18 protein-coding genes are annotated in these 17,406 nt (G+C 60.5%); 12 read left to right on the top strand and 6 right to left on the bottom strand.

The window, feature by feature from the left end:
• Positions 1-192 precede the first annotated feature (192 nt).
• The 3 genes from AC4PS6_RS04455 to AC4PS6_RS04445 all read left to right on the top strand — a co-directional run bounded on the left by AC4PS6_RS04455 (position 193) and on the right by AC4PS6_RS04445 (position 2,172).
• Entirely contained in the window at positions 193-525 is a 333-nt protein-coding gene (locus AC4PS6_RS04455; protein ID WP_014717636.1) for a ComEA family DNA-binding protein, read from the top strand.
• A gap of 139 nt (positions 526-664) precedes the next feature.
• Positions 665-1,309 (top strand): GntR family transcriptional regulator, encoded by a 645-nt coding sequence (locus AC4PS6_RS04450; RefSeq protein WP_020302494.1) that lies wholly within the window; start codon positions 665-667, stop codon positions 1,307-1,309.
• Between the two features lie 14 nt (positions 1,310-1,323).
• A complete protein-coding gene (locus AC4PS6_RS04445; protein WP_014717638.1) occupies positions 1,324-2,172 on the top strand; it encodes an urea carboxylase-associated family protein in 849 nt (282 codons plus the stop codon).
• 8 nt (positions 2,173-2,180) lie between these two features.
• On the opposite strand, the gene AC4PS6_RS04440 is transcribed toward AC4PS6_RS04445, so the two are convergent.
• Together AC4PS6_RS04440 and eat are read right to left on the bottom strand one after the other, a co-directional pair.
• The gene (locus tag AC4PS6_RS04440) at positions 2,181-2,348 is read right to left on the bottom strand and encodes a DUF2897 family protein (RefSeq protein ID WP_003172675.1); all 168 of its coding nucleotides are present in this window, start codon (positions 2,346-2,348) and stop codon (positions 2,181-2,183) included.
• 111 nt (positions 2,349-2,459) lie between these two features.
• The gene (eat, locus tag AC4PS6_RS04435) at positions 2,460-3,824 is read right to left on the bottom strand and encodes an ethanolamine permease (RefSeq protein WP_014717639.1); all 1,365 of its coding nucleotides are present in this window, start codon (positions 3,822-3,824) and stop codon (positions 2,460-2,462) included.
• A 413-nt stretch (positions 3,825-4,237) separates the two neighbouring features.
• Between eat and kdpF the strand changes: the two genes are divergently transcribed.
• The 6 genes from kdpF to AC4PS6_RS04405 all read left to right on the top strand — a co-directional run bounded on the left by kdpF (position 4,238) and on the right by AC4PS6_RS04405 (position 12,341).
• Positions 4,238-4,327: a K(+)-transporting ATPase subunit F gene (gene kdpF, locus AC4PS6_RS04430; RefSeq protein WP_003218754.1), complete on the top strand. Its 90-nt coding sequence runs from the start codon at positions 4,238-4,240 to the stop codon at positions 4,325-4,327.
• A gap of 8 nt (positions 4,328-4,335) precedes the next feature.
• On the top strand, positions 4,336-6,030 hold the full coding sequence (kdpA, locus tag AC4PS6_RS04425) for a potassium-transporting ATPase subunit KdpA (protein ID WP_073844189.1): 1,695 nt from the start codon (positions 4,336-4,338) through the stop codon (positions 6,028-6,030).
• A gap of 15 nt (positions 6,031-6,045) precedes the next feature.
• Positions 6,046-8,103 (top strand): potassium-transporting ATPase subunit KdpB, encoded by a 2,058-nt coding sequence (gene kdpB / locus AC4PS6_RS04420; RefSeq protein WP_020302492.1) that lies wholly within the window; start codon positions 6,046-6,048, stop codon positions 8,101-8,103.
• Positions 8,104-8,195: 92 nt separating this feature from the next.
• Positions 8,196-8,741 carry a potassium-transporting ATPase subunit KdpC gene (kdpC, locus tag AC4PS6_RS04415; RefSeq protein WP_014717642.1) on the top strand — a complete coding sequence of 182 codons (546 nt, stop codon included), beginning with the start codon at positions 8,196-8,198 and terminating at the stop codon, positions 8,739-8,741.
• Between the two features lie 127 nt (positions 8,742-8,868).
• Positions 8,869-11,520 carry a DUF4118 domain-containing protein gene (locus tag AC4PS6_RS04410; RefSeq protein WP_058410162.1) on the top strand — a complete coding sequence of 884 codons (2,652 nt, stop codon included), beginning with the start codon at positions 8,869-8,871 and terminating at the stop codon, positions 11,518-11,520.
• A gap of 131 nt (positions 11,521-11,651) precedes the next feature.
• Positions 11,652-12,341, top strand: coding sequence for a response regulator (locus tag AC4PS6_RS04405; protein ID WP_014717644.1), 690 nt, complete (start codon positions 11,652-11,654; stop codon positions 12,339-12,341).
• A 115-nt stretch (positions 12,342-12,456) separates the two neighbouring features.
• On the opposite strand, the gene AC4PS6_RS04400 is transcribed toward AC4PS6_RS04405, so the two are convergent.
• Positions 12,457-13,494, bottom strand: coding sequence for a patatin-like phospholipase family protein (locus tag AC4PS6_RS04400; protein WP_003189836.1), 1,038 nt, complete (start codon positions 13,492-13,494; stop codon positions 12,457-12,459).
• A 216-nt stretch (positions 13,495-13,710) separates the two neighbouring features.
• Here AC4PS6_RS04400 and AC4PS6_RS04395 point away from each other — a divergent pair, with 216 nt between their 5' ends.
• From AC4PS6_RS04395 to AC4PS6_RS04385, 3 genes are all read left to right on the top strand, one after another.
• Entirely contained in the window at positions 13,711-13,989 is a 279-nt protein-coding gene (locus tag AC4PS6_RS04395) for a hypothetical protein (protein WP_003189839.1), read from the top strand.
• 42 nt (positions 13,990-14,031) lie between these two features.
• Positions 14,032-14,793, top strand: coding sequence for a CHAD domain-containing protein (locus AC4PS6_RS04390; RefSeq protein ID WP_336827333.1), 762 nt, complete (start codon positions 14,032-14,034; stop codon positions 14,791-14,793).
• Between the two features lie 89 nt (positions 14,794-14,882).
• Positions 14,883-15,680, top strand: a complete 798-nt coding sequence (locus tag AC4PS6_RS04385) for an acyl-CoA thioesterase (RefSeq protein ID WP_336827334.1) — start codon at positions 14,883-14,885, stop codon at positions 15,678-15,680.
• A 9-nt stretch (positions 15,681-15,689) separates the two neighbouring features.
• Here AC4PS6_RS04385 and AC4PS6_RS04380 read toward each other — a convergent pair whose 3' ends face one another.
• From AC4PS6_RS04380 to AC4PS6_RS04370, 3 genes are all read right to left on the bottom strand, one after another.
• Complete coding sequence (locus AC4PS6_RS04380; RefSeq protein ID WP_003189844.1) at positions 15,690-16,052, bottom strand: Mpo1-like protein; 363 nt, start codon at positions 16,050-16,052, stop codon at positions 15,690-15,692.
• Positions 16,053-16,179: 127 nt separating this feature from the next.
• Positions 16,180-16,605, bottom strand: coding sequence for an Imm50 family immunity protein (locus AC4PS6_RS04375; RefSeq protein WP_020302489.1), 426 nt, complete (start codon positions 16,603-16,605; stop codon positions 16,180-16,182).
• Positions 16,602-17,406: RHS repeat-associated core domain-containing protein (locus tag AC4PS6_RS04370; protein WP_492180712.1), on the bottom strand; the 805-nt coding region annotated here is incomplete at its 5' end. The genes AC4PS6_RS04370 and AC4PS6_RS04375, both read right to left, overlap by 4 nt.

The following is a 17,406-nucleotide window of genomic DNA, read 5'->3' as shown; positions in this document are numbered from 1 at the left end:
TTCTATGTCCGTTGATATTCGAGGACACAATACCTAGCTTATCCGAATATTGGTCAAGGTGTACAAGAGCGAGTGTGACATGTTCACACCCTGTTACTCATCCATTTTTGACACCCTCGACCCATCGCCTAACGTGGAAAAGCAGCTTCGGAAAAGCTGCTTTTCTCTCACCGATGTCATGGAGCGTCATCAATGCAAAACCTCTACATATCCTCCCTAGTATTCGCCTTCCTCACCAGCCTCTCCGTCGCCACCAATGCTGCCCCTTCCGTCAAGCCAGAAGCCCCAACCCCAATCTCCACCCAAATGACCAAGTCTGAGCAATCCACCAAGGTCAACCTCAACGCAGCCGACGCCGAAACCCTGCGCCGCGATCTGTTCGGTATTGGTGCTTCCAAGGCGAAGGCAATCGTGGCTTATCGGGAAAGCAACGGTCCGTTCACAGCGGTGGATGAGTTACTGGAAGTGAAGGGCATCGGCAAGGCACTGCTGGAGAAGAATCGCGACAGGTTGGTTATTAATTGAGGATGTGAAATAGCTTAGAAGGCCGGTCAATGACCGGCCCTTTCTTTGTCGGAGGCGCGCGCCTTTAGACTTCCAAGCGATATTGGCATGAAACGTGATTACATCTCTCCAATGATTGTTCAACAATCCTGAGGTAGTGATGACGCTCAGCATGTCTTTAGCCGATCAAATAGCCCTGGAACTACGTGCCGACATAATCGGTGGGCGGTTATTGCGAGGTATGCCGTTAATCGAGAAGGATCTCGTCACCGCCTACAACGCCTCGCGCAACACTATCCGTGAAGCGCTGCATCGTCTGGGCCAGGAGGGCCTTACTCGCTATGTACGTATTAAGGGCGTAATGGTTCGGCGCCTGGAGCGGGAGGAAGTCCGCGATCTGTTTGTAGTCCGCCGCACCCTGGAATTGCAGGCCATAGCCCAAAGCGGCCCGCTGACGGACGCTCAATCAGGGCGTATGCAAAGCGCTATTGAGGCCACCACCCTGGCTCGTGAGCGTGAAGATTGGCGAGCGGTGGCCACCCACAGTCTGGTGTTCCATCAACAGATTGTTGCGTTGATGGCCAGCCCCCTGTTCGACGAGTTTTTCGCCCAGGTGATTGCCCAGTTACGCCTGGTGTTCTGCGCTGCACCTGACGAGCAACGTTTCCAGTCGCCCTGGCTGGAGCGCGATCAAGAGATATACGGCTTATTAGCCAGGCACAACAGACCAGCAGCCAGCGAGGCGATCAGCCTTTACCTGGATGACTCGGAACACCTTTCTCTCGCTTTGTTTGATCAACCTTGATGGAGGAGTGCCCCATGTACAAAGACTATCCCGCCGCGTACCAGGTCAGCAAAGGTTCGGCGTTGCAGGTGGATACGGCGTTCTATGAGCGCATTCGTGATCAGAAAACCCAGCGCACGTTGATCGAACAGTTCGAGGTGCCGATCCGCACGGGGAGGGCGTGGAAGGTGCCGGCGGGGCATGTGTTTCGTGTGACCACGCCGGTGGGGCCGCAGGTGGGGGATTTCAATGTCTGGAACGCTAACGACCCACGCGAACGTTTGTGGGCCGCGCGCACCCGGCAGCTTCAAGGCGCCCATGTCAGCACCCATGATCGGTTGTGGTCGAACCTGCCTTTTCTACGGCCCTTGGTCACGATTACCGATGACAGCCTGGCCAGCTACGGCATTGATGAGCACGGTGGGCGTTTGCACGATTTGTTGGGCACGCGATGCGACCCCTATGTGAACCGTATGTTGACCGGGGAGGACTTTCATCACCATTGCCACTCGAACCTGACGCGTGCGGTATTGCCCCATGGGCTAACGGAGTTCGATGTGCATGACGTGTTGAATATTTTCCAGTGCACCGGGCTCAATCAGGATGACATGTACTTCATGAAAGCCTGTCCGGCGAAGAAGGGCGATTACCTGGAGTTTTTTGCCGAGATTGATCTGCTCTGTGCGTTGTCGACGTGCCCTGGCGGGGATTTGTCGCTACCGATGTGGGGGCCGGATGCGCAGGATCCGCTGACGGTGTGCCGTCCGTTGGGGGTGGAGATCTACCGGTTGGAGGATGAGTTGCTCAATGGCTGGAGCCAACCGGAACGTGCTGCCTACAAGGGGCAGCACGGCTTGCATATTGCCAAGGCGGATTGGGAGTAACGCAATATTCAGCGATCCTGCGCATCCTTGGCATCTGCCTGCGCATTGCGCTCGGCTACGCGTTTACGTTGTTCGTCGGTGAGTTCCACCTTGTTGGCGCTGTCACGCAGCATCATCAGGCCACCGACGATCGACCCGATCGCTACTACCATAATCAACCATGCATACCACGGCATAAGACGCTCCTTGAGGCAGAGGTTCGTGGGAGAATTTTCCCACGGTAATCACTGCTTTGAGTGACGGGCTTTCTGAGTAGTTCAGTGTAGGCCCGTTCTGCCTCATAGGCGCTACTGTCCGGTCAACATTGCATCCGCCGGCGCATCGATGCGGTCTTGTGCGGTCATCTGGAAGTAGATAAAGCCCACCGCCATAAAGCCCAGGAAGATCAGCCCGATCAAGGCATTGAACCAGGCCATCGCCACCAGGCATACCACCGCTAGCGCCAGCGCAATGCCCGGCACGATGGGGTAGCCCGGCGCGCGGAAGGTGCGTTCCAGTAGTGGCTCGGTCTTACGCAGTTTGAACAGGCTGAGCATGCTCATGATGTACATGACGATGGCACCGAACACCGCCATGGTGATCATCGCGGCGGTCAGGGTCATGCCGCCCAGGTTGATCAGGCCGTCGCTGTAGATGGCGGCGATGCCCACCACGCCGCCGGCGAGGATGGCCCGGTGCGGTGTCTGGAAACGTGAGAGTTTGGCCAGGAAAGACGGCAGGTAACCGGCACGGGCCAGGGCGAAGAACTGGCGCGAGTAGCCGAGGATGATGCCGTGGAAGCTTGCCACCAGGCCGAACAGGCCAATCCATACCAGCATGTGCAACCAGCCGGAGCTGTCACCCACCACGGTTTTCATCGCCTGGGGCAGTGGGTCGTTGATGTTCGAGAGGGTGCGCCAGTCACCCACCCCGCCAGCGAAGAACATCACGCCCATGGCCAGGATCACCAGGGTGAGGATGCCGCTGATGTAGGCCTTCGGAATGGTGCGCTTGGGGTCCTTGGCTTCTTCGGCGGCCATGGCCGCGCCTTCGATGGCGAGGAAGAACCAGATCGCGAAGGGGATGGCGGCAAACATACCGGCAATCGCCGGGGCACTGAAGGTGTCGGAACCGGCCCAGCCATTGAGGGCAAAATTGCTGAAGCTGAACGCCGGGGCGACTACGCCCATGAATACCAGCAGTTCGGCGACGGCCAGCACGCAGACCACCAACTCAAAGGTGGCGGCAAGTTTCACCCCGAGGATATTCAGGCCCATGAACACGATATATGCACCGACGGCGGCGTGCTTGGGGTCGAGTGCCGGGAATTGCACGTTCAGGTACGCGCCAATGGCCAGGGCAATCGCGGGCGGGGCGAAGACGAATTCGATCAAAGTGGCCAGGCCGGCAATCAAGCCGCCTTTCTCACCGAAGGCGCGACGGCTGTAGGCAAAGGGGCCTCCGGCGTGGGGAATCGCAGTGGTCAGTTCGGTGAAGCTGAAGATAAAGCAGGTGTACATCGCGGCGACCATTAATGATGTCACCAGAAACCCTAAGGTCCCGGCGACGCCCCAGCCATAGCTCCAGCCGAAATATTCGCCGGAGATCACCAGCCCGACGGCGATGCCCCATAGGTGCAGGGTGCCCAAGGTGGGTTTGAGTTGTGTGTTCATTGTGGGGTGCTCCCTGAACCGTTTGGAATGATTCAAGGTGTTGCAGTGGTTATGCCAAGCCTCAGAACTATGTCGTAAAGCAGTGCCTATGTCGCCGGGGGGACGGTTTGGCGTTTGAATGTGGCATGAGTTGCACCACATAAGTGCGGTGGTGACTTGGCGGGCGCTTTCGCGGGCAAGCCCGCTCCCACACTTGACCGAGTGTTAACTGAAAGAACGCAGTCGAATGTGGGAGCCGGGCTTGCCCGCGAAGAGGCCCTCCCAGCCACTGCAAATCCCGCTGTAAACCCCGCGTAAACCCACTCTTTACGCCATCTTTACGCCCCACCCACCACCTCGCTCTCGTTCCTTTACACCCCTCCTGCGGACAATGCCCCCACACGCGGCAATCGCCGCAAGACGGGGAGACTTCCATGAGTGTTCTGGACGGGGTGTCACTGCTATTGGCCGTGGCGCTGTTCATTTATCTGCTGGTTGCGCTGTTACGCGCGGATCGGAACTAGGAGCGGCTATGCACAGTTATGACTATTGGCTGATCATCGCCTTCTTTGCCGTGGTACTGGTGCCGGCTCCGTTCCTGGGGCGGTTCTACTACAAGGTGATGGAGGGCCAGCGCACCTGGCTCAGCCCGGTGCTGGGGCCGGTGGAAAGCGCCTGTTATCGCCTGTCGGGTGTGGACGCACAGCAGGAACAAAGCTGGCAGAAGTACATGCTGGCCTTGCTCGCATTCAACCTCGCCGGCTTCCTGCTGCTGTTCTCTATTCTGTTATTTCAAGGCTCCCTCCCGCTGAACCCGCAAAACCTGCCGGGCCAGGAATGGACCTTGGCGTTTAATACCGCCGTCAGTTTCATGACCAATACCAACTGGCAGAACTACAGCGGTGAGGCGTCCCTAAGTTATCTAAGTCAGATGGCCGGCCTCACGGTGCAGAACTTCGTCAGCGCCGCGACCGGCCTGGCCGTGCTGGTCGCACTTTGCCGTGGGATCGGGCGCAAATCTGCCCAGACCCTGGGTAACTTCTGGGTCGACATGACCCGCGCCACCCTCTACGGCCTGCTCCCGTTGTGCCTGGTGCTCGCACTGTTTCTGGTATGGCAGGGCGTGCCGCAAACCTTCGCCCACTATGTTGATGCCGTCACGCTGCAGGGCGTGGACCAAGTGATTCCCCTGGGCCCGGCCGCCAGCCAGATTGCGATCAAGCAATTGGGCACCAACGGCGGTGGCTTCTTCGGCGTGAACTCGGCGCATCCGTTCGAAGACCCGACCGCCTGGGCCAACCTGTTTGAAGTGGCCTCGATCATTCTGATCCCGGTGGCACTGGTGTTTACCTTCGGCCATTACGTCAAGGACCTGCGCCAGAGCCGGGCGATCCTCGCGTGCATGCTGGCGCTGTTCTTGATCGGCGGCGCGACGTCGCTGTGGTCCGAATACCAGCCCAACCCAACCCTGAACAACCCGGCCGTAGAGCAAACCGCCCCGCTGGAGGGCAAGGAAACACGCTTCGGCACCACCGGTACCGTGCTGTGGTCGGTGACCACTACCGCGGCGTCCAACGGCTCGGTCAATGGTATGCAAGACAGCCTCAGCCCTCTGAGTGGGATGGTGGCGCTGGTCAACATGATGGTCGGCGAAGTGATCTTCGGCGGTGTCGGTGCCGGTATGTACGGCATGTTGCTTAACGTGTTGATCGCGGTGTTCCTTGCCGGCTTGATGATCGGCCGCACCCCGGAATACCTGGGCAAGAAACTCCAGGCCAGGGAAGTGCAATTGTTGGTGGTGACCCTGCTGGTGATGCCGGTTGGTGTGCTGGTGCTGAGTTCTATCGCTGCCAGCCTCCCGGGCCCGGCGGGCGCTATCAGTAACCCTGGCCCCCACGGCTTCAGCCAATTGCTGTACGCCTACACCTCGGCCAGTGCCAACAACGGTTCGGCGTTTGCTGGCCTCGGCGCTAACACCCCGTTCCATAACCTGATGCTGGGCCTGGGCATGTTGATCGGCCGCTTCGGCTACATCCTCCCGGTACTGGCCCTGGCCGGCAGCCTGGCGATGAAGAAAGCCGCACCGATTGGCCAGAACAGCTTCCCCACCCATGGCGCGCTGTTTGTGACCCTGTTGACCGTGACCATTTTGCTGGTGGGCGGCCTGACTTTCCTGCCGACGCTGGCGTTGGGTCCCATCGCTGAACACTTGAGCATGGGCTTCTAGTTAAGGGATATGAAAATGAATATGCCTGCAAAAAACGCGGCCCCGGTCAAACCCCAGGAGCCTGCCAAAACCGCCATCTCGGCGCTGTGGCGTCCGGCGCTGGTCCAGGCGTTCGTCAAGCTCGACCCACGCCAACTGCAACGCTCGCCAGTGATGCTGGTGGTCGAACTGACCGCCATCCTCACCACCGTGTTGTGCTTCGTGCCCGATACCACCGTGCCCACCTTTGTTGCGGTGCAAATCGCGGTGTGGCTGTGGTTCACCGTGCTGTTCGCCAACTTCGCCGAAGCCCTGGCCGAAGGCCGCGGCAAGGCCCGCGCCGACAGCCTCAAGGCTGGCAGCGAAGGCTTGAGCGCCCGACGCCAGGAAGCCGATGGCAGCTTCAAGGTGGTGCCGGCCACCAGCCTGCGCAAGGGCGATGTGGTACGTGTTGCCGCCGGGGAAATGATCCCCGGTGACGGCGAGGTCGTCGAAGGGATTGCGGCGGTCAACGAAGCGGCGATTACCGGCGAATCCGCCCCGGTGATCCGCGAGTCTGGCGGCGACCGTTCGGCCGTCACCGGCAACACGCGGCTGGTGTCGGACTGGCTGCTCATCCGCATCACCGCTAACCCGGGCGAGTCCACCCTGGACCGTATGATCGCGCTGGTGGAAGGCGCCAAACGCCAGAAAACCCCCAACGAAGTCGCGCTGGATATTCTGCTGATCGGCCTGACCCTGATCTTTCTGCTGGTGGTGGTGACCCTGCAGCCGTTCGCCCACTTTGCCAATGGCAGCTTGCCGCTGGTGTTCCTGGTCGCACTGCTGGTGACGCTGATTCCCACCACCATTGGCGGCTTGTTGTCGGCCATCGGGATTGCCGGCATGGACCGCCTGGTGCGTCTCAACGTGATCGCCAAGTCTGGCCGCGCGGTGGAAGCGGCGGGGGATGTGCATGTGTTGCTGCTAGACAAGACCGGCACCATCACCTTTGGTAACCGTCGTTGCTCGGCCGTGGTGTCCGCGCCTGGCGTCAGTGGCCGCGAATTGGCCGAAGGCGCGCTGCTGGCGTCCCTGGCGGATGACACGGCGGAAGGCAAGTCCATCGTTGAATACCTGCGCGCCTTGCACCCCCAGGCCGAGCCGAGCCTGGAGGCGTTGACCGCCGTGCCCTTCAGCGCCGAGACCCGTTTGTCCGGTGTCGACTATCAGGGCCGTGTGTTCCGTAAAGGCGCGGTGGACTCGCTGCTGGCGTTTATCGGCCAGCAACGCAGCGACCTGCTGCCTGCGCTGTCGCGGGAAATCGACAAGATCGCCCAGAGCGGCGGCACGCCCTTGCTGGTGTGCGCCGATGGCAAGTTGCTGGGGGCGATCCATCTCAAGGACGTGGTCAAGCCCGGTATCCGCGAACGGTTTGCCGAGTTGCGCAAGCTGGGGATTCGTACCGTGATGGTCACAGGCGACAACCCGCTGACCGCCGCCGCGATTGCCGCTGAAGCGGGGGTGGACGATGTGCTGGCCGAAGCCACGCCAGAGAAGAAACTCGCGCGTATTCGCCATGAGCAGAACGATGGACGCCTGGTTGCCATGTGTGGCGATGGCGCCAACGATGCCCCGGCGCTGGCCCAGGCTGACGTCGGCATGGCGATGAACGACGGCACCCAGGCCGCGCGCGAAGCCGCCAACATGGTCGACCTCGACAGCGACCCGACCAAGCTGCTGGACGTGGTGCAGATCGGCAAGGAACTGCTGGTGACCCGTGGCGCGCTGACGACCTTTTCCATCGCCAACGACGTGGCCAAGTACTTCGCGATCCTGCCGGCGCTGTTCGCCTCGATCTACCCGCAACTGGGCGTGCTCAACATCATGCACTTGCAGAGCCCACAGAGCGCGATCCTCTCGGCCATCGTGTTCAACGCGCTGATTATCGTGGTGCTGATCCCATTGGCCCTGCGCGGTGTGCGCGTGCAGGCGGCGAGTGCGGCGGCGTTGTTGCGGCGCAATCTGCTGATCTACGGGCTGGGCGGGCTGTTGGTACCGTTCGTGGGCATCAAGGCCATCGACATGCTACTGACCGCGCTGCACCTGGTTTGACCTGGCCGCTGATCGTTCCCACGCTCCGCGTGGGAATGCCGCCGCCCCGGACGCTCCGCGTCCCACCGCACCACTGAATTGAGGAGTCTGAAATGTCCAACATCATCCGCCCGGCCCTGAGCTTGCTGGTACTCATGACCCTGATCACCGGCGTGGCCTACCCGCTGGTAGTCACCGGCGTGGCCCAAGTGGCCTTCCCCGATCAAGCCAATGGCAGCCTGGTGCGCGACGCCAGCGGCAAGGTGCGTGGCTCCAGCCTGATCGCCCAGGACTTCACTGGTGACCGCTGGTTTCACCCACGCCCGTCAGCCGGTGCTTTTGCCACCGTGTCCAGCAGTGCCAGTAACCTGGGCCCCAGCAATCCGGCCTTGGCGACTCGCATATTCGAGGACGCCAGCAAGCAGTCAGTGCCTGGCCAGGGCCCGGTGCCACTGGCCTCGCTGACCACCTCCGGCAGCGGCCTTGATCCACACTTGCCACCGCAGGCGATTGCCTATCAACTGGCGCGAGTGGCGGCGGCGCGAAATGTGCCGGTGTCGACCTTGCAGCGGTTGCTGGATGAGCACATCGAAAGCCCGTTGGTTGGCCCGCCCGTCGTAAATGTCCTGGCCCTGAACATGGCTTTGGAAACGTTGTAAGCCTTGCGACCGCCATCGCGGGCAAGCCCGGCTCCCACATTTGGAATGCATTCCACTGTGTGAGCCGGGCTTGCCCGCGATGGCGGCCTTGAAGACTCTCCATCAATACCTGAAGGAACCCCCGAGCATGAGCGACGCCGGCCGCGCCGATGCCCTGTTAGCCGATCTGCCCCGGGACGGCCGTGGCCGGCTTAAAGTCTTCCTCGGCGCCGCGCCCGGTGTGGGTAAGACCTACGCCATGCTCCAGGCGGCCCATACCCAACTGCGCCAGGGCGTGCGCCTGCTCGCTGGGGTGGTCGAAACCCACGGCCGCGCCGAGACCGAAGCCTTGCTCAGCGGCCTGCCGCAACAACCGCTGTTGCGCAGCGAATACCGTGGCGTGATGCTCGAAGAAATGGACCTCGACGGCCTACTCGCCGCCAAGCCAAAGCTGGTGCTGGTGGATGAACTGGCCCACAGCAACGCCCCCGGCAGCCGTCATGAAAAACGCTGGCAAGACATCCAGGAACTGCTCGCCGCCGGCATCAACGTGTTCACCACGGTCAACGTCCAGCATCTGGAAAGTCTCAACGACCAAGTGCGTGGTATCACCGGCGTGCAAGTGCGCGAAACCCTGCCGGACTGGGTGCTGCAAGAGGCCGACGAACTGTTGCTGATCGACCTGCCGTCTCGCGAGCTGCTCGAGCGCCTGCGTGACGGCAAGGTGTATGTGCCCGAACAGGCGCGTGCGGCCATCGATGCGTTTTTCACCCAGACCAACCTCATGGCCCTGCGCGAACTGGCCATGCAAACCGCCGCCGCCCACGTCGACGATGACCTGGCCCAGGGCTACCGCCAACTCGGCCAGGCCGCGCCGGCAGTGCGTGGGCGCCTGTTGGTCGGTGTGGATGGCGATGCGCAAGCCGAACGACTGGTGCGCCATGCCAGCCGCGTGGCCCAGCGTCGGCATTTGCCCTGGAGCCTGGTGCACATCGACAACGGCCGTGCTCGGGATGAGCAATCGCGCCTGCGCCTGCAAAACGCTCAGCAACTGGCAGAGCGGCTGGGCGGGGAAGTGGTGTTGCTGCGCGCTGGGGAAGTGGCCAAGACCCTGATCCAGCACGCCGTTGAACGCCGTGCCAGTTTAGTGCTGGTGGGGCAGTCACGGATGCGCTGGCGGCGGCGCCTGTTCGGTGGCGGCTTGGCGGCACGCCTGTTGCGCAATGCCCGCGGCTTGGAAATCAACGTCCTCGACAGCGATGACATGCCTGCACCGCCACGTCTGCCGGAGGTACGCGGGTTGGTGTGGTTCGATTACGCCCTGGCGGTGGTGGCCACCTTTGTCGCTGCCGCAGTGGCCTGGGCCGTGTCCAGTGCGTTGGCGCTGCCGAACATCTCTTTGGTATTTCTCGCCGCCGTGCTGCTGGTGGCGGTGCGCAGCAGTCTGGGGCCGTCCCTGGTGTGTGCGGCACTGTCGTTTTTGACTTACGATTTTCTGTTTATTCCGCCGAATTTTTCCTTCGCCATCCAGCGCGAAGAAGACGTGCTGACCCTGTTGTTCTTCCTGTTGATGGCAGCGTTGACCGGCAACCTCGCCGCACGCCAGCGCCGCCAGTTGCAGGCGTTGCGCGATACCCAGGAAGAAACCAGCGAGCTGCTCGACCTGTCGCGCAAGCTCACCGCTGCCACCGACCGCCAAGCTGTCATCAGTGCCGCCGCCCACCATCTGCAAGGTTGGAACGACCTCGACCTGTGCCTGGTCAATCGCGACGGGCAGGGCGGCTGGAAGGTCGAGACCGGTGGCCCGTTGACCCTCACCGAAGCAGAACGCGCCGCCGCCGACTGGGCCTGGCAGCATGATCAGCCGGCCGGCATGGGCACCGGCACCTTGCCGTTTGGGCGTTGGTGGTGGTGGCCGTTGTCGGGTGAAGAGGGGCCCTTGGGGTTGCTGGGTGTCAGTGCCAAGCCTGGCCTGGAATTGAGCGGGCAACGTCGACGTTTACTCACCGCGTTGAGCCAACCGCTGGCCCAGGCGCTGGCGCGGGCACAACTGGGGCAGGAGCTGGAATCGGCGCGCCTGCACGGCGAAACCGAACAACTGCGCAGCGCTTTGCTCGCGTCGGTGTCTCACGATTTGCGCACGCCATTGACGTCCATGCGCGGCAGCATCGACAGCCTGCTGGCCCTGGGTGAAGCCATCCCGCTGGAGGATCGCCGCGAATTGCTCGAAGGCACCCGTGATGAAGCCGAGCGCCTGGACCGCTATATCCAGAACCTGCTGGACATGACACGCCTGGGTCATGGTGCGCTGAAACTGGCACGCGATTGGGTGTCGCCCGGCGATATTGTCGGCAGTGCCCTTGGGCGACTGCGCGCCGTGCTGGCGCCGTTGCAGGTGAGCACCGATGTGCCGCCGGAGCTGCCTTTGTTGTATGTGCATGCGGCGTTGATTGAGCAGGCCTTGGTCAACGTGTTGGAAAACGCCGCACGGTTTTCGCCCCCCCAGGGCCGCTTGCAGTTGCGCGCTGGGGTGCAGGATGAGCAGTTGTTTTTTGCCGTGGCGGATGAAGGACCGGGGATTCCCGAGGAGGAGCGGGCGAAGATTTTCGACATGTTCTACACCGCTGCCCGCGGGGATCGAGGCGGACAGGGCACCGGCCTCGGCTTGGCGATCTGCCAGGGCATGGTCGGCGCGCACGGCGGGCATATCAGCGTGGCCGATGGCATTGACGGGCGAGGCACCTGCATCACTTTGTTTCTGCCGTTGCCGACACCACCTGTCCTGGAACACAACCTGTAGGAGCGAGCTTGCTCGCGAAGGTCGTTAACGATAATGATGACGTCCTGAATGCACGCGGTGCCTAGAGGTTTTTCGCGAGCAAGCTCGCTCCTACAGGGGGGGGATTTTTTAATGGGTTTTGATGAGACACCATGAGCCAGACCGCGACGATTCTTGTCATTGATGACGAACCGCAGATCCGCAAATTTCTGCGCATCAGCCTGGCTTCCCAAGGCTATAAGGTCATCGAAGCCGGCACCGGCAACGAAGGCCTGGCCCAGGCGGCCTTGAGCAAACCGGATTTGCTGGTGCTCGACCTGGGCCTGCCCGACATGGACGGTCAGCAGGTGCTGCGCGAGTTTCGCGAGTGGTCCACGGTGCCGGTGCTGGTGCTGTCGGTGCGGGCCAGTGAAGGTCAGAAGGTCGAGGCCCTCGACGGTGGCGCCAATGACTACGTGACCAAACCGTTCGGCATCCAGGAGTTTCTTGCCCGTGTGCGTGCGCTGTTGCGCCAGGCACCGGCCGGAGAGGCCCAGGAAGCCGCCTTGAGTTTTGGCCCGCTGACCGTAGACCTAGCCTACCGCCGCGTTTTGCTGGACGGTGCCGAGGTGGCGCTGACCCGCAAGGAATACGCAGTGCTGGCGCAGTTGGCACGCCACCCTGGGCGGGTGATTACCCAACAGCAATTGCTCAAGGACATCTGGGGGCCAACCCATACCGAGGACAGCCACTACCTGCGGATCGTGGTGGGGCACCTGCGCCAGAAGCTGGCGGATGACCCGACCCGGCCACGGTTTATCGTGACTGAGGCGGGGGTGGGGTATCGGTTGCTAGGTGCCTGAATCTGTGGTGCCTGCGCTGGCGCCATCGCAGGCAAGCCAGCTCCCACAGTTGAAATACATGCCCCTGTGGGAGCCGGGCTTGCCCGCGATGAGGCCATCTGCAACACCCACACGCTCAACTCTGTTCGCTTTCATACCGATCCAACGTATCACTGGCAATCTCCCGCCCCAAAGCGATCAACTCCGGCGCTTTATAGAACTCGAAAAACCGGCACACCCGCTTTGGCACGTTGATCAGCACATCGGGCGGATACCCAGCGATCTTGTATTGCGCCAAGGAGGTTTGCATCACCTCGAAACTCTGGTTGATCAGGTCCAACAGCGATGCAGGACCGACGTTGTCGATGATGAACGAGCCGGTCGCCGACTTCGGTGCGCCAGCTTTCTCCGGCGCCGCGGCGGGTTGCTGGGCTTCGGGTTCGGCAGACTCCAGCCACGGGTTGATTTCGGCGGCCTGGGCCTGCAAGGCTTCTTGTTCCAGTTTCATCAACTGCTCGGCCTGTTTGCGGCGAAACGGCAGGTGCGAACCCAGTGACTTGGCCAGGCTGTTGAAGCGGCTCTTGAACGCTGGCGGGCGCTGGATCACCGGCAATTGATAGTGCTTCTGGTTGGTGGCGTTGAGGTTGACCGCAATGATCAAGTCACAGTGGCTCGACACCACCGGCACGATGGGCAGCGGGTTGAGCAGGCCGCCGTCCACCAGCATGCGGTTGCCTTGCATCACCGGGGTGAACAGGCTGGGGATGGCCGCCGAGGCGCGCATGGCCTGGTGCAGGCAGCCTTCCTGGAACCAGATCTCCTGTTGGTTGGTGAGGTCGGTGGCGACGGCGGTGTAGGGGATGCGCAGCTCCTCGATATTGATATCGCCGACGATCTTGCGGATTTGCCCGAACACCTTCTCACCGCGAATCGCTCCCAGGCGAAAGCTCACGTCCACCAGGCGCAAGACGTCGAGGTAGTCCAGGCTTTCGATCCAGTTGCGGTACTCGTCGAGCTTGCCGGCAGCGTAGATCCCACCCACCACGGCGCCCATGGAACAGCCGGCGATACAGGCGATGTCATAGCCGCGTCGTTCGATTTCCTCGATCACCCCTATATGGGCGTAGCCCCTGGCGCCACCGGAGCCCAGCACTAAGGCAACACGTTTCTTCATGGCCAGATCCTTCGCAAAACAGGGGCCCACAATGCACCCATCAAGGGGCCTGCTTCAATCCTTGCTGACAGCGCGCAAGATTTTTCCAGGCTGGCGATCAGGCTCGGGTATGCTCTGGCAATAGGTACTACCGATTTCAGGCTAAGGACAAGGCACTTTTCCCTGTAGGCAACGTCTACAGGCTACGACTGAATTTGTATATTTGAGGTGTCATCAATGAAAGCCTGGATCTGTGTGCCTGTGATCGTGCTGGCCTTGGCTGGTTGTGCCGGGAAAACCGCGTATCGCGACAGCTGTGGCTCGCAATTGGACGCCGCCTGGAAAGAACTGGACCTGGCCAAGGCCGAAGGTTTTGCCGGCACTGTCAGCTACTCCAAGGCGTTGTCGCTGTTGACTGGCGCCAAGACTCAGCAGCAGTTTGAAGCGTTCGAGGGCTGCTCCAACAAGGCCGAGAAAGCGCGGTTCTACATTCGTGAGTCTCGCGCCGGGCGATGACCCCGCAGCGGGCAGGATTTTTCATCGGAAAGTGAGGGCAGGATGTCAGCGTTGGTCAATCAGTTAGTCGCTCAGGTCATTGGCCTGGAAGTAGGGTTACTGAGCTGCCAGGCTCGCCTCGCCGCCGTCACTGACGATGAAGCCTTGCATGATTTGCGCACCACGGTACGCCGCCTGCGCAGCCTGTTGCGCCCTTTGCGCGGGCTGCCCGGTGTCGAACAGCTTGAATTGGCCGCCAGCACGGTTGGCCAACTGACTACGCCGCTACGCGACCGAGAGGTGCTGGCGGCGTATTTGCATCAGCACGGTCATCACGACGCGGCTGATCGGCGCCTGCGTCTGCAGCCCGAGGCTTACCGCCAAGTGGCGCAAACCCCGGAGCTGGCGCACTTGCTGCTGATCCTGGATGCATTCCCACGGTTTATCCGCGCATCCCAGCACCAGAAACTGCTCAAGGGCTTGCGCCCGCGTATCCAGAAACGCCTGGCCAAGCAATGGCAGGCACTCGATGGCGCCTTGAAGGACCCCGATCATGACCGCCACCGGCTACGGTTGCTGATCAAGCGTGTGCGCTATGCCGCCGAGGCGTATCCCGAGCTGGACAAATTACCCACCAAGGCCCTGTCGCACTTGAAGAAGGCCCAGAGTGCGCTGGGTAACTGGCATGACTGTTGGCAGTGGCTGGCCCAGGCCGGCCATGAGCCAGACCTGCAACCCTGCGTAGCAGTGTGGCAGCGCACCATGCTCAAGGCGCAAGGCAAGGCCGACCGTGTGCTGGACACGCTCAGCGCCGAGTGTTTTTAAACCGGTCCGGTTTTTGGCCGGAATAGGCGCTGTGCCTGTGCAATTCGATGGTTAAGATTCCTCCAGGATTTTCTTGATGTGAGGTCGCCATGCGCTTTAGTGATTTGCTCGACGCTGCCCGTAGCAATCCGCTGGATGTCACCATCCCTGCCGAATGGGCCCAGGGCCGGGCCACCTTTGGCGGGCTGGTCGCTGCCTTGCAGTACGAGGCGCTGCGCGCCCAGGTGCCGGCGGACCGACCGCTGCGCTCGCTGGCCATCACCTTTGTCGGCCCGGTAGCGCCGGATGTATCCGCCAGTTATCAGGTCGAAGTGCTACGCGAAGGCAAGGCGGTCAGCCAGTTGCTCGGGCGCGTGGTGCAGAACGGTGAAGTGGCGACCCTGGTCCAGGCCAGTTTTGGCGCCTCTCGCCCCTCCGAAATTGACGTGGCAAGTGAGCCGCCACCGGTATTCAAACATTGGGATGAGTGCCAGGAACTGCCCTATATCAAGGGCGTTACCCCCGAATTCATGCGTCATTTGGCAATGCGCTGGAGTGTCGGTGGCCTGCCGTTTACCGGCAATAAATCCCGCGACATGGGCGGCTGGGTACGGTTGCGGGGGGATGTGAAAGAGGAGCCACTGACCGAGGCGCATATCCTCGCCCTGGTCGACGCCTGGCCACCGGCGTTGCTGCCACACCTGAAAAAGCCCGCGCCGGGCAGCACCCTGACCTGGACCATCGAGTTCATCCAGCCGTTGCAAGACCTGACTACGCTCGACTGGTGCCAGTACCACGTCAACATCGAACACGCCCGCGACGGCTATGGCCACGCGGCCGCTGCGTTGTGGAGCCCGACCGGCGAGTTGATCGCCCTCAGCCGCCAGACCGTGGTGGTGTTCGCCTGAACCCGCCGGTCAGTGGTGGTGCCGCTGCCGCCAGGCGCGCCACCAGCCACCGCTGAGCACAAAGCGCGGGAAGGTCACGAACTGCTCAACCACCAGGCGCTGCACCGCATCTTTACGATCACTGAACGGCTCACTGGCCTGGGCTTCCAGGCTATGGCCGTGACGCTGCAACGCCAGGCCCGCGACAATGCCAATCACACCGACCGCGAAGCTGGCCAGGCTGAGGCTGAACACGCCCGACACGATCAGTAGGAAACCGACGATAAACAGCGGCACGGCAATCAGGTGCAACGCCAGGTTGGTTGGGTGCTGATGGTTCTGTGGGTACTGACGCCATTGCCAGGCGGGGAGATTGGGGTGACGTTTGCCCATGGTGGTGAATCCTCTGTCCGTTGAAACAACTTGGACAGAGTTTAGGTGGGGTGGGGCGGGTCGGCGAATTGACGTTCGCTATAGCATTCATAGGAACGAACGGTCGAGTAAATCACGTTTTTGATTTTTATAGAGTATTGTCTGTCCAGTTATAGTCTCCTGGTTCGGGGCTATTTATATAAACTGTCGGCCCTTCCATGGAAAGCCACTTGGCTTTGAGTTCAATAGACGCGTTTTTTGAGTTTGCGGTAAGAAAAAAGTACCCGTTTTCTCGCTTTATATTTATTGTGAAAATATCCCTGCGCGGGAGGTTTACTATTTTTAAGTTGCTAATTTCAGAACAGCTTAGTGCAATTCTGCACGTGTTATATCCTTTGTTTTTCCATTTTTCAGGCAACACATCAGGGAAATCTGGTATGTCAAAACCTATTCCAAAAGAGGGCTGGTCATTTTCTATGCCCAGTGAATGAATGTAAGCTTTGCCGATTTCAATCGGTTGGCTAAAGACTTTGTTAAAAAATATAGTCCCGTCAAGTTCGTTCCAGTATTTCATTTTTTATCCTTGAATACGTAATGGTCTTTTGTCCCCGGAACGCTGCCGGTTCGCGGTGTATCAAATGGACGCAGATTGAAGTGAGCGCCTTGATTGCCAACTCCGTTTGGAGCGCCGAATTTATGCCCGGCTGAATGGTCTTGTATTAATACTTTTGATCCATCAGCCCTCGTATATTGATAAACCCTTGTGTGAATAGGTTTTCCCGAGCTATCTAAAATTGCTTTTCCGTTTATATCTGACATTTTCACAATGCTGTATTGTTTTTTTGTGCCAGACCTCGGGGCGGTAATTACATCAGGTTGTTGTGCCATCGGTATATTGGCGTCTCTTTTTGCCTCGCGGAACGCTCCTTTACGAGATATATCAGGTACTTCAGGTTCAGCAGGTATAGCGCAGGTTGGGTTTTTCTTTACTGAGCCAGTGCAGTTAGCATTTAGTCCAAGGGGATCCACCCATCCCGTAGGATTGGGCACATACCGGTACCCATTGATCCCCCCCGCCAACTTCACCGGATCTGGCGTCAGGTAACGACCAATATCCGGATTGTAGTAGCGATGGCGATTGTAGTGCAGCCCGCTTTCCTGGTCGAAATACTGCCCTTGGAAACGCAGCGGGTTGTCGATTTTGTCCACATCTAACCGAGCGATCTGGCCGTAGGCGCGGTAGTGGGCGGACCAGACGATTTCGCCCTCGGGGCTGGTCAGTTCCTGCGGGGTGCCGAGGTGGTCGAGTTGGTAGTGGTAGGGCTTGGTTTCTTTTGGGCCGAAACCGTCCAACAGTGCCAATGGGCGGAAGCTG

Source organism: Pseudomonas sp. DW-iso17 (genome assembly GCF_058725345.1).
The sequence above is the reverse complement of the archived record's forward strand: the minus strand, read 5'-3'. Positions and strand labels throughout refer to the sequence as shown.